This is a genomic window from Kitasatospora sp. NPDC004799 (assembly GCF_040609095.1).
Classification (GTDB): Bacteria; Actinomycetota; Actinomycetes; order Streptomycetales; family Streptomycetaceae; genus Kitasatospora.
Window position 1 is genome coordinate 1 of the sequence record NZ_JBEXJK010000246.1, and the last position, 12607, is coordinate 12607.

Below are 12607 nucleotides of genomic sequence, written 5' to 3' on the forward strand. Positions count from 1 at the left end.
CGGCTCGGTCAGCGAGATCCGGCCGCTGCGCACCGAGGAGGAGCTCAGCGAGCTGGGCCGCCCGGTGGACGACACCTCGGGGGTGGAGGCCAAGCAGCAGCCGGTTGAGGGCGAGCAGGTCGGCGGCGTCGCCGTTCCGGGCGTGCCGGGTGGCGAACTCCCAGCAGAGCTCCAGCCCGAGGTGGTGGGCGAGCAGGACGGCGTCCAGCGGCAGGCCCTCCTCGGCGCGCCGGGCCGCCGACTCCCGGACGGCGGCGAACTCCTCGGCGGGGGCGGGGAGTCCGGTCCGTACGGTGTGGGCGAGGGCGCGGATGCGGTGCTCGGTGTCCCTGGTCAGTTCGCCGGTGAGCTGCTCGTGGGGCAGCCGGCGGTAGACCGGCACCCGCTCCAGCAGGGCGGCGACCACGGCCTCGGCCAACTCCCGTGCACCGCGGAGCAGTCGCTGGTCGGCCGGGAGCCCGCCGATGACCGGGACGCGCCAGTCCGGCGTCGGGCCGGAGGGGGTCGGGGGCGTGCGGTGGGGTGCGTTGTGACCGGTCACAGAGAACACCGTCCAGGTCTGGGGGACGCCCAAGGGCCGGGCCGGAGGGGCGACCGCATGATGGAGCCCTCGGGTTACCTGTTGGTAACAAACTTCCGCTGTGGAGGCAACAGTTGAGAACCCCACTTCTCCGCTTCTCCGCGACTTCCGGGCGTGGCAGGGCCGGTGGTGCGCTGGGTGTGCTGCTGGCGGGGGCGCTGCTGGTCGGCGCGGCGGTGTCGCCGGCGAGCGCCGCCGCGCTCCCCTCGACGGCTGTCACCGCCGTGACCGCCGAGTCCGCCGTGACCGACGGGCCTGCGGCGTCCGCCGAACTGCCGCCCGACGGTGACACGGTGGCCTCGCCGCCCGGCGCCAACGACTGGGCCTGCCGGCCGAGTGCCGCGCACCCCGACCCGGTGGTCCTGGTGCACGGCACCTTCGCCAACCGCTACGAGAACTGGCTGGCGCTCTCCCCGCTGCTGAAGAGCCTCGGGTACTGCGTCTTCGCCCTCGACTACGGGACCGTTCCCGGGATCACCTCCAGCGGCAGCGGGCTGCTGCTGCCGATCGGCGGCCTCACGCCGGTCCCGGAGTCGGCGGCCCAACTCGCCCGGTTCGTGGACCTGGTGCGGAACGCGACCGGCGCGGCCAAGGTCGACATCGTCGGGCACTCGCAGGGCGGCATGCTGCCGAACTACTACCTCAAGTTCCTCGGCGGCGGGTCCAAGGTCGGCAGGCTGGTCGGGCTGGCGCCGTCCAACCACGGCACGACGCTCAGCGGGATCACCAACCTGGTGCCGTACTTCCCGGGCGTCGCGGACCTGATCTACACGGTCTGCCAGGCCTGCCGGGACCAGGCGGTGGGCTCCGACTTCAACAAGCTGATGGCCTCCCGGCCGGACACCGTGCCGGGCGTGCGGTACACGGTGGTCTCGACGGTCCTCGACGAGGTCGTCACTCCGTGGCGGACCCAGTTCCTGAGCGGCCCGGACGTCGACAACGAGGTGGTGCAGGAGCACTGCCCGATCTCGCTGGTGGAACACGTCGGGATCGCGTTCTCGCCGACGGCGCTGCACCTGGTGACCAACGCGCTGGACCCGGCGCACGCCACGCCGGTGCTCTGCGGGTGACGTGGCGACGGCGCTCCCGCCTCCCGGTGGTCCGGGCGGCGGGAGCGCCGTCCTCCGTCGGTGCGCCCGACTGCCGGTTCGGCCGGCGCTCAGAGGACGGTGCGGAAGGTGACGACGGCGGTGGTGCCGTTCGGGTGCAGCTCGTACGCGCCCGGTTCACTGGTCAACGCGGCGTCGTAGCGGTCGAGTTCGACGCCGTCGAGGGCTGCCGTGCCGACCAGGCAGACCAGGAGGGCGGTGCTCCCGTCCGGGACGGCGACCGTGGTGGCCGCCGTGGCCAGGTCCACCGTGGCCTCGACCTGTCCGCGGCGGGTCATCACGTTGAAGTCCACCACCGGACCGGCCGGCAGGCGGCAGTCGGTGGTGGCGTCGCCGGAGAAGGCGAACGGCTGGAACGGCGCGTCCACCAGGTGCTCGGCGCCGTCGACGGTGAGTGCCATGCCGGCGCCCTCGACCAGGGTGATCACCCGGTCGATCCCGGGGAACGGGGAGAACGGCCCGGCCGAGGCGACGTCCGCGAGGCTGACCCGCCAGTCGAAGGCGTCCAGCCCGGCTCCGGCCGGGAACCCGGCGACCTCCCTGGTCACCCCGCCCCCGTTGAGCCACGCCGTCGCCGGGCGCTCGCCCGCCCGCAGGACCTGGAAGCGTTCGCTGCTCGTCATGGCCCCGCATCCTGTCACATGACGGATGACAGATGACGGATGACAACTTTCATCATCTGTTATCTGTCGCCCGTCGGCTGTCGCCCGGCCGCCCCTCACCGCCGCCGGACCGACAGCGGCAGCAGCGCCGCCACGGTGGCCGCCAGCGCGACCGTGGTGAGCGCCAGCGGAAGCCCGGCCGCGTCGGCGAGGAAGCCGATCACCACCGGGCCGATCAGCATCCCCCCGTAGCCGAGCGAGGAGGCGAACGCGACGCCCTGGGGCCCGCCCGCCGCGCCGGCCCGGGCGATGGCGAGCGGGAACAGGTTGGCCAGGCCGAGGCCGACCAGCACGAACCCGCCGATCGCCACCGGTACCGCCGGCGCCAGGGCGGCGACCAGCATGCCGACCGCCGCCGTCAGCCCGCCGACCATCATCAGCCGGGTCTGGCCGAGCCTGATGGACAGCCAGGTGCCGCCCACCCGGCCACCGGCCATCGCGAAGGCGTACGCACCGTAGCCGGTGGCCGCCACCACGGAGCTCGCGTGGACGTCGTCGGTGAGGTGGAGGGTGGTCCAGTCGGCGATCGCGCCCTCGCCGTACGCGGTGCAGAGCGCGGTGAGACCGAGCAGGGCGACGAGCAGCCGGGTACGGGCACGGGCCGAGCCCGCATCCGCGTCCGCCCCGGCCGCGTCGTCCTGCTCCGCCGCCCGGCCTGCCCGGCCCGTCCGGCTTGCCGAGCCGGACACGACCGGCGCCGCCGCCGGGCCGCGCAGCAGGACGACACCCGCCCCGACGGTGACGGCCGCGCCCAGTGCCGCGCTGAGCGCGAGCGCCCACGCGGTGCTCAGCGGTCCGGCGAGCAGCCCGCTGACGCCGGTGCCGGCCAGCCCGCCGAAGCTGTACCCCGCGTGGAAGCTGGGCATCACCGGCCGCCGCAGCTGCGCGACCAGGTCGACGGCGGCGCTGTTCATCGCGACGTTGGCCCCGCCGTACCCCGCGCCGAACAGCAGCAGCACCCCGCCGAGCGCGGTGACCGAGTGCGCGTGCGCGGGCAGCAGGACGGCGAGGCTGAGCAGGGCGAGCGAGCCGACGGTCACCGGCCGCGAGCCGTACCGCAGGCAGAGCCGGCCGACCAGCGGCATGGTGAGGACGGCGCCGATGGACAGGCAGAGCAGGGCGAGCCCGAGGGCGCTGTGCGAGGCGCTGACCTGGCTGCGGATGTCCGGGATGCGGACGACCCAGGCGGCGAAGAGGAAGCCGTCGACGGCGAAGAACGCGGTGAGGGCGAGACGTGCGGGGCCCCAGGGGCTGTCGGTCACCGGGGGTGTGCTGCGAGACTGGGGTGCGGGATGGTCCGGTCGAGGGCGTGAACCGATTTTGTTTCGAAGCGACACAAAGTCACAATAGGGGCGTGCAGCTCTCACCATCAAGCCCGAGGCCCGGTGCCGGGAACGACTCCGACGCGCAGCGCGACAGCCACCGCCGCGCGGCTCCCGACCGGGGCCGGACGCTGCTCGGCCCCGCGCTCTCCCTGATCCACACCGGTCAGACCCCGACCCGCTCGGCGCTCACCCGGGCGCTGGACGTCACCCGGGCCACCGCCGGCGCGGTCACCGCCGAACTGGAGGCGCTCGGCCTGATCACCGTCGACTCGCGCCCGGCCGGCGGCGGCCGCGGCCGTCCCTCGCACCGGCTCGCGATCGACCCGCAGGGCCCGGTCGTGGTCGCGGGGCAGATCCACGCCGACGGGCTGAGCGTCACCCTGGCCGGCCTCGGCGGGCTGCTCGACCCGCCCGTCCACCTGCCGCTGCCCGCCGCCACCGACCCGGTCCGGATGCTGCGCGCCGTCGCGGTGGCCGGCGCCGAGCTCGCCCGGGCGACCGACCGCCGCTGCCTGGGCTCCGCGCTCGCGCTGCCCAACCCGGTCACCGAGCCGGACGGTACCGCCCTCGCCGCGCTGCACTTCGCCTGGCCCAGCGGCACCCCGGTCGCGGACCTGTACGACGTCGAGGTCGGCCGCGCCGACCACGGCCCGAACGCGCTGCGCCCGCTGCCCGCCGCGGTCGCCAACGACGCCAACCTGGCCGCGCTCGCCGAGTACCGGCACGGCGCCGGCCGCGGTGCCCGCCACCTGCTCTTCGTCACCTCCGGCCACCGCGGCGTCGGCGGCGCGCTGGTCATCGACGGCCACCTGCACACCGGCAGCGCCGGGCTCGCGCTGGAGGTCGGCCACCTCACCGTCGACCCGCAGGGCCGGCCCTGCATGTGCGGCAACCGGGGCTGCCTCAACTCCGAGACCGACCCGGACGCGCTGTTCGCCGCCGCCGGACTCACCCCGGAGCCGGGGCGGCCGCTGCTCGACCAGGCGCGCGAGCTGTGCCGGGCGGCCGCGACCGACGACCGGGCGCGCGCGGCGGTGGAGCACGTCATCGACCGGCTCGGGCTCGGCCTGGCGGGCGTCGCCAACATCCTCAACCCCGACCGGGTGGTCCTCAGCGGGCTGCACCTCCACCTGCTGGAGGCCGCGCCCGACCGGCTGCGGTCGGTGCTCGCCGAGCGCAGCCTGTGGGGACGCAGCGGCCGGGTGCCGATCGTCGGCGCGGAGCTGGCGCACGGCGCGCTCGCGGGTGCGGCCGAACTGGGCTGGGGGCCGTACCTGGCGGACCCGCAGTCGGTGCCGGTGCTGTCCTGACGGCGATAAGCGGAAGCTGGTCCTTCGAAAACGGTCACTTATCGTGACTCTCATACACTCGTAGTGAGCAGTGGGGGGCCACGACGAGGGAGACAGCGACCCATGAGCACCCAGCCCGGTACCGAGCCGACCGTTGACGTCGACCGCTCCGACCCGGAATACCGCGTCTGGCTCAAGGAGGCGGTGCGCAAGGTCCAGGCCGACGCCAACCGCTCCGCCGACACCCACCTGCTGCGCTTCCCGCTCCCCGCGGAGTGGGGGATCGACCTCTACCTCAAGGACGAGTCCACCCACCCGACCGGCTCGCTCAAGCACCGCCTGGCCCGCTCGCTCTTCCTCTACGGGCTCTGCAACGGCTGGATCCGGCCCGGCAAGCCGGTGATCGAGGCCTCCAGCGGCTCCACCGCCGTGTCCGAGGCGTACTTCGCCCAGCTCATCGGCGTGCCGTTCATCGCCGTGATGGCCAAGAGCACCAGCCAGGCCAAGATCGACCTGATCCAGTTCCACGGCGGCGAGTGCCACCTGGTCGAGCGGTCCGACGAGGTGTACGAGGCCTCCGCCCGGCTCGCCGAGGAGACCGGCGGGCACTACATGGACCAGTTCACCTACGCCGAGCGGGCCACCGACTGGCGCGGCAACAACAACATCGCTGAGTCGGTCTTCGCCCAGCTGCGCCTGGAGCCGCACCCCGAGCCGGCCTGGATCGTGGCCACCGCCGGCACCGGGGGCACCTCGGCGACCATCGCCCGGTACGTCCACTACATGCAGTACGACACCCGGATCTGCGTCGCGGACCCGGAGAACTCCTGCTTCTTCGACGGCTGGGTGCGCCACGACCCGCAGGCCGTCTGCGAGAGCGGCTCGCGGATCGAGGGCATCGGACGGCCGCGGATGGAGCCGAGCTTCGTCCCGGGGGCGATCGACCGGATGATGCGCGTGCCGGACGCCGCGTCGATCGCCGCCGTGCGGGTGCTGGAGCGGGTGCTCGGCAAGAAGGCGGGCGCCTCCACCGGGACGGGCCTCTGGAGTGCGCTGCGCATCGTGGCCGAGATGCGGGAGGCCGGGCGGACGGGCAGCGTGGTCGGCCTGATCTGCGACCCGGGGGACCGCTACCTGGACAAGTACTACTCGGACGACTGGCTGGCGGGCGAGCGGATCGACATCGCGCCCTACCGGGCGGCGCTGGAGTCCTTCCTGGCCGGCGGCGCCTGGACGGGCTGACCCTGCGCAGGTGACAGATGACAGCCGACGGATGACAGATAACAGATTTCAGACTCTGTTATCTGTCGGCTGTCATCTGTTCGCTGCCGTCTGTCACCTGTTCGCTGTCATCCGTCGGCTGTCGCGCTACGGGAGCGGCACCGCCGGCAGGTCGGCCGGGACGAGCAGCTGGAGCTCCTCCGTGGACGGGTCCGTGAGGTGGGCGATCCGTACCGCGTGCCGCTCGACCATGGTCTCGAAGACCTGCCGCGCGGTGCGCCCGTTGCCGAAGTTGGGGCCGCGCTCCAGCCCGCCGAAGTGCTCCAGCAGCGCCCGCTCCGTCGCCTCGGAGAGCGCGTACTCGTGCTCGGCGCACTGCGCCCGGGCGATCTCCAGCAGCTCGTCCGCCGTGTAGTCGGGGAAGCCGATGGTGCGTGAGAAGCGGGACGAGACACCGGGGTTGGCGGAGAGGAAGCGCTCCATCTCGGCGGTGTAGCCCGCCACGATGACGACCACTTCGTCCCGGTGGTCCTCCATCAGCTTGACCAGGGTGTCGATCGCCTCGCGCCCGAAGTCCCGCGCCCCGTCCTCGGGCGCGAGCGCGTACGCCTCGTCGATGAAGAGCACCCCGCCGCGGGCCCGGTCGAAGGCGGCCGCGGTGCGGATCGCGGTGGAGCCGATGTGCTCGCCGACCAGGTCCACCCGGGCCACCTCGACCAGGTGTCCGCGCTGGAGCACCCCGAGCGAGGCGAGGATCTCGCCGTAGAGCCGGGCGACGGTGGTCTTGCCGGTGCCCGGTGCCCCGGTGAAGACCAGGTGCCGGCGCAGCGAGGGCGCCTTGAGCCCGGCCTGGCGGCGGCGCCGGCCGACCGAGATCAGGTCGATCAGGGTGCGCACCTCCTGCTTCACCGTGGCCAGCCCGACCAGGGAGTCCAGCTCGGCGAGCGCCTCCTCGGCCGGCCGGCAGTCCGGGATCGGCGCGATCGCCGCCGCAGCGGACGGCGCCAACGCCTGGGCGGCTGCGGTCAGTTGGGCCGTCCGCGGCGCCGGTACGTCGGTCGACCCGAACGGCGGCCCCAGCCCCGAGCCGCGCCCGGACACCGGTCCAGGGCCGAGCCCGGGCCCCGACCCGCCACCGGGGGGAGCGGTCGGCACCGGAGCGGCCGCGACGTCGTCCGAGATGCACCCCTCCGTGACCGGCCCCGGCTCGGAGAACTCGAACCCGGCCCGCTGGTTGTGCTCCGCCCGGCACCGGGTGAGCTGGGTCCGGCAGCCGTCGATGATGTGGAAGCCGAAGCCCTTGCCCTGCGAGACCCGGCAGTCCTCGAAGGTGCCCCGCCCCTGCGCCGAGACGTACACCCCGGCGTCCGTGCTGGCCCGTACGGTGCAGTCGCGCAGCACCGGGTCGGCGCCCTTGGTGACGATCACACCGGTGGCGACGTCGGAGATCTCGCAGTCGGTGAGCAGTCCGCCGCTGCCGTGGTCGCGGAACCAGAGCCCGGTGCCCGCCTCCTGCACCCGGCAGGAGGCGAGGGAGACGGTGGCCCCGCCGCTGACCGAGACGGCCGAGCTGCGGATCCGGCTGAACGAGCAGCCCTCGGCGGTGGCGGCGGAGTCCCGGTCGAGGACGAACAGGGCGTCCGGCAGGTCGTGCAGCGAGCAGTCGGTGAGGGTCAGCCGGGCGCCGTCGCTGACCCACAGCGCCGGGTACTCGCCGGTCGAGCCGTGGATCTGGCAGGACTCGGCGACGGCCTCGGTGCCCTGGTCCCAGACCGACAGGGCCCCGCGCCCGAAGTCCCGGACGGTGCTGTGCGCGAGGCTCAGCCGGGCGCGTCCGCGCAGGTCGGCGCCGTTCTCCGGCAGGTCGTGCACCCGGCAGCCGGTGAGCACCAGCTCGGCCTCGCCGTCCAGGGTCAGCCCGTTGCCGGTGACCCGGTGGATCTCGCAGTCGACCAGCCGCCCGCCCGCGTGCGCCTCGGCCTGCACGCCGCTGCCGCGGATCTCGTAGATCTCGCAGCCGGTCAGCTCGGCCGCGCTGCCGGGGTCGGAGAGCAGGACGCCGGCGCCGGAGGCGTGGTGGACGCGGCAGCGGTCCAGGGCCGCGGTGGCACCGCCGAGGACGGCCAGTCCGGCCTGCCCGGCGGCGGCGACCTCGCAGTCCTCGAAGGCGGCGGCGGTGTCCGCGCCGCGCAGCCGCAGTCCGAGCCCGCCCGGGTTGGTGACCACGCAGCCGCGCAGGGTCGGCCGGGCGCCGCCGGTGACCTCGATGCCGGTGGCCGAGCGGGTCTCGATCCGGCAGCCGCTGAAGGCGGGTGCCGCCTCGGGCCCGGTGACCAGCACGGCCGGGGTGGAGCTGTCGCCGCCCTCGACCACCAGGTCGCGCACGGTCGCGGCCGCGGTCACGGTGAGCGCCACCCCGGAGGGCGGGTCGATCCGGACCGTCCCCGGGCCCTGGGCCGGGACGATCGTCACCGGCTTGTCCAGCAGCACGTTCTCCCGGAAGGTGCCCGGCCGCACGGTCACGGTGTCGCCCGGTTCGGCGGCGGCCAGGGCCTCCGCGAGCGTGTCGTACTCTCCCGCGCGGCGACGCCAGCGGGATGCGCTGTCCTGGGTGACCCGGACCCTGTGCTCAGCCATGACGGTCTGTCGTCCCCACCTTCGTCGAGCCGGCGATCATCGGGCCGAACGCGCGGGGGTGCGCGGGCCGCCCGCCCACCGTAGCGCGCCCACGCGGGTGGTCCGGCCGCCCGCGGTCGCGCGGACACCGGTAGCACTCAGCGCCGCCACAGGTTCCGACCACTTGTTTCAACGAGCGCGCACAGCGGTGGTTCCGTGCGGGACGCGCCGGTTCCGGAAGCGCGGGGCGCGACCGGGACCGGCCGTGAGCAAGGTGCGGGGCTCCTCCGCGAGGGAAGCCCGGGAGGAGCCGGCACCTCCCGCCCGGGCGCTCAGTGCCCGTCGGCGGGCCAGTGCGCCCCGTCCTCCAGCACCTCGACCTCGTCGCCCACCCGCAGCGTGCCGAGCGCGTCGCCCTCGACGCCGGCCGGCCGCTCGGGGATCAGGTTCTGCCCGAACGCGGCCTTGCGCAGCAGCCGGTGGTGCCGGGCCAGGGTGCGCAGCGGCTCCTTGCCGCGCCGCTCGCCGGTCTCCTGGTCGGTGGTGGTGACCACGCAGCGGCCGCAGGGCTTGACCACCTTGAAGGTGAGCGAGCCGATCCGGATCCGGCGCCAGGTGTCCTCGGCCCACGGCTCGGCGCCGCCGACCACCACGTTCGGGCGGAAGCGCGTCATCGGCAGGGCCTCGTGGCCGTCCGGGTCCTCGGCGGCGATCAGCTCGTTGAGCCGGTCCAGCGAGGCGGTGGTGGTGAGCAGCAGCGGGAAGCCGTCGGCCATCGAGACGCTGTCCTCGGGCTCGCCGTACTCGGGGTCGACCGGCCGGGCGCGCGGGTCGTCCAGGTGCACCAGGCGGTAGTCGCCGAGGTGCTCGGCGATCCACTGGTGCGCCTCCTTGGCGGCCTCCGCGGCGTGGAAGCGGGTGCCCCAGACCTCGACGTCGGCGAGCGGGGCGCCGACCGCGACGGCGGGGGCGGGGACCTCGATCCGGGAGCCGTCGGGGGTGGTCAGGGCGAGGGCGCCGTCGGGCAGCAGGTCGGCCCGGACCTGTCCGAGGGCCGGGTTCTCGCGCTGGCTGACGAAGCGTCCGGTCGCGTCGGCGAGCATCCAGCGACGGTCTCCGGCCAGGCCCCAGGGTTGGACCACGGCGGTGTCCGGGCTCAGGCGGTACATCGACTTGACGGGGTAGACGTGGAGTCCGGTGAGCAGCATTACCCCATCCTGCCAGCCGGTCCCGGCGGGGTGGCAGGGCCCCCGTATGCGCACGGACCGCCCGGACGCCGTGGGGGGCGTGCCGGGCGGTCCGTGGATGACCCGTTTCTCCGTTCGCCCGGCGTACGGGGGGCGCCGGGTGCTGCTCAGGTGGTGCGGGTGTGGGCCGGGTGGGGGGACGGCCCCGGGGGGCCAGCGGTTCAGTAACCCTGGCCCTGCGGCTGGTAGCCGCCCTGGAACTGGCCGGGGTCGGTGTACTGGCCCGGGCGCTGCGGCTGCATCGGGCGGACCGGCGCGACCGGCGCCATGGCCGGGCGCAGCTGGGCGCCGCCGAAGGACTGCTCGCCGCCCTGGCCCTGGAAGCCGGGGCCGCCGGCGGCCGGGCCGCCGAAGGACTGCTGGCCGCCGAAGCCCTGCGGACCGGTGGGCTGGCCCTGGCCGAAACCGCCCGGGCCGCCGGCCGGCTGCGCGCCGAAGGTCTGCGGGCCGCCCTGGGCGCCGATGAAGGTGTTCTGGCCGCCGAAGCTCTGGCCGCCGGACGGCTGGTGGCCGCCGTTGGTCTGGCCGAAGGCCGGGCCGCCGCTCTGCGGTCGCTGGTACGGCTGGGGGGCGCCGTAGCCGGGGACCGGCGGCTGGGGGGCGGCGTACGCCGGCGCGGGCTGCGCGGGGATGTACGCCGTGGCGGGGCCGGCGGAGGGACCGCTGCTCGGGCCGGGGCCCAGGGCGAGGCGGGCGGGCGGCAGCGCGGGGAGGTTGCTGCCGGCACTCTCGTACCCGTTGCCGTAGCGGTTCTCGTAGGACTGGCCGAGGCCGGATCCGTAACCGGACGACAGGGCCGGCGGCAGGGCGGCCGGCACGTTGATGGGTGCGATCTGGGGGACGCCGCGCTCAGCCACGAGGCTGTCGTAGATCGGCGTGCCGGAGGAGAAGGACGGAGAGGGGTAGCCGACTCCGTCGTAGGAGCGGGGCGAGGTCATGGGGCATACGGTAAGCCCACAACGAGCCTGCTGAGGAGAGCGGGAGGGGGAGCAGTTCGAGTGTTTACACAGTCTTCGCTCGCACAAAGGTCTCGAAAGTAAGAAAGGCGGACATTCCGGCGTCCGGTTCCGGACAACCTTGGCGCCCCGTCAGTGATCGAACAGCAGCCGGACGGAGCCCCCGGAAGCCCTTGTGGTGACCGGCCGGTGGACGGTCCGGGGCCTGGCGGAGAAACTTTTCCGGACGGGGCGTGCGCGGGCGCGTTCGAGCCCCCGCCGAGGGGACGGCGGAGGCTCGTGAATGTTTCGGGAATAAAGTTCCCGTCAGTTCTCCGGGCGTTCGATTCAGGCCTGTGACCTGCGCTGTCGGCCCGTTGGGGGCCTGAGGCCGACCTGGACGGCCGGCCGGGGCCCGGTGGTCAGTGCGACTGCAGCGCCTGGGCCTGCGCGGGCAGGCCCGGCTTGCCGATCTCCGAGGTGCAGAAGGAGCACCGGGTCGCGGCGGCCGGGATGGAGCTCAGGCACTCCGGGCAGTCCACCTTCGCGGCCGGCGCGGGCTTGGCCGATTCGAAGCGGGCCTGGAGCTTGCCGACCGGCAGCACCACGGCGAAGTAGATGACGGCGGCGGTCAGCACGAAGCCGATGACCGCGTTGACGAAGACGCCGTACGGGAACCGGGTGCCGGCCACGTCGAAGGTCTTCTGGGTGAAGTCGCCGACGGCACCGGACGCGACGCCGACCAGCGGGGTGAGGAAGGCGGTGACGAACCCGGTGACGACGGCGGTGAAGGCCGCGCCGATCACGATGCCGACCGCGAGGTCCACCACGTTTCCGCGCAGCAGGAAGCTGCGGAATCCCTTGAACACCGGGTGACTCCAAATCCGTACGGGGGAGGGGGAGATGGGGCGGTACGGCGGTGCCGCCCCGGCCGGACATCCTGCCGAGCGGCCGGGGCCGAGGTCCAACCGCGTTCACCCGAACCGGGTAACCGCCGCAGGGCCCGGAGCCCACCGGCCGGGCGGGGCGCGGGCGCTCCGCGTACCGGCCTTTCGGCGGTCGAACAGCTGGCCCGACCCGCCGGGGTGACGCCGCATGTGACACCGGCACGCGCCGGTCCGAAGCGGCTCGGGGCGGCTTGGTGCGGCGCCGACCCGGCGCGACGGGGTGGACCGGAGCGCGGCGGGGGGCGAGACGGGGCGCACGGCGGTGGCATCCGGCGCACGACGGCGGCCCCGTGGCGCACATCCGGTGTACACGTGCGGGCGGATGGGCCACCATCAGGTTGCGCGAAGGGGATGTACCGGGCGGAGCACTGTGCCAAGGTCGGTCCATGCCCGACCATTTGTCGGCCGATCCGGCCGGAAACCGTCCGCGCGTCCTGCATCTGATCAGCGACTCACGCCGTGGCGGAGCACAGAACTTCGCCCGTGACCTCCACCGGGAGCTGGGCCGTCGGGGGCAGTCCTCCGCGCTGTGCGCCCTCGCCCCGCATCCGGCCGCCCACTCCGGCCCGGCCGGGGCGGGGCCGGATGCCGCGAGTGCGAATTCGCCGGGGACGGAATCCGCAGGCCACGGAGCCGAGTCGGCGCACCGGGCCCCCGCCGGACGGTCCGCCGCTCC

General features: G+C 74.4%; 8 protein-coding genes and 2 pseudogenes. 4 read left to right on the top strand and 6 right to left on the bottom strand.

The window, feature by feature from the left end; genetic code table 11:
* Nucleotides 1–94, top strand: a pseudogene (locus tag ABZW03_RS26685) (ATP-binding protein); the annotation flags it as partial.
* A gap of 728 nt (nt 95–822) precedes the next feature.
* A complete protein-coding gene (locus ABZW03_RS26690; protein WP_355263248.1) occupies nt 823–1650 on the top strand; it encodes an alpha/beta fold hydrolase in 828 nt (275 codons plus the stop codon).
* A gap of 89 nt (nt 1651–1739) precedes the next feature.
* Here ABZW03_RS26690 and ABZW03_RS26695 read toward each other — a convergent pair whose 3' ends face one another.
* Nucleotides 1740–2312, bottom strand: coding sequence for a HutD family protein (locus tag ABZW03_RS26695; protein ID WP_355263230.1), 573 nt, complete (start codon nt 2310–2312; stop codon nt 1740–1742).
* Between the two features lie 95 nt (nt 2313–2407).
* A complete protein-coding gene (locus tag ABZW03_RS26700) occupies nt 2408–3613 on the bottom strand; it encodes an MFS transporter (protein ID WP_355263233.1) in 1206 nt (401 codons plus the stop codon).
* 191 nt (nt 3614–3804) lie between these two features.
* Between ABZW03_RS26700 and ABZW03_RS26705 the strand changes: the two genes are divergently transcribed.
* Both ABZW03_RS26705 and ABZW03_RS26710 read left to right on the top strand, forming a co-directional pair.
* The gene (locus ABZW03_RS26705) at nt 3805–4986 is read left to right on the top strand and encodes an ROK family protein (protein WP_355263251.1); all 1182 of its coding nucleotides are present in this window, start codon (nt 3805–3807) and stop codon (nt 4984–4986) included.
* A 102-nt stretch (nt 4987–5088) separates the two neighbouring features.
* Entirely contained in the window at nt 5089–6207 is a 1119-nt protein-coding gene (locus tag ABZW03_RS26710) for a PLP-dependent cysteine synthase family protein (RefSeq protein WP_355263236.1), read from the top strand.
* A 126-nt stretch (nt 6208–6333) separates the two neighbouring features.
* On the opposite strand, the gene ABZW03_RS26715 is transcribed toward ABZW03_RS26710, so the two are convergent.
* From ABZW03_RS26715 to mscL, 4 genes and pseudogenes are all read right to left on the bottom strand, one after another.
* Complete coding sequence (locus ABZW03_RS26715; protein ID WP_355263239.1) at nt 6334–8823, bottom strand: right-handed parallel beta-helix repeat-containing protein; 2490 nt, start codon at nt 8821–8823, stop codon at nt 6334–6336.
* 311 nt (nt 8824–9134) lie between these two features.
* The gene (locus ABZW03_RS26720) at nt 9135–10010 is read right to left on the bottom strand and encodes an MOSC N-terminal beta barrel domain-containing protein (RefSeq protein WP_355263242.1); all 876 of its coding nucleotides are present in this window, start codon (nt 10008–10010) and stop codon (nt 9135–9137) included.
* 599 nt (nt 10011–10609) lie between these two features.
* Nucleotides 10610–10987: pseudogene (locus tag ABZW03_RS26725) on the bottom strand (DUF6643 family protein); the annotation flags it as partial.
* A 419-nt stretch (nt 10988–11406) separates the two neighbouring features.
* Nucleotides 11407–11853, bottom strand: a complete 447-nt coding sequence (gene mscL / locus ABZW03_RS26730; RefSeq protein WP_355263245.1) for a large conductance mechanosensitive channel protein MscL — start codon at nt 11851–11853, stop codon at nt 11407–11409.
* Nucleotides 11854–12607: the final 754 nt, after the last annotated feature.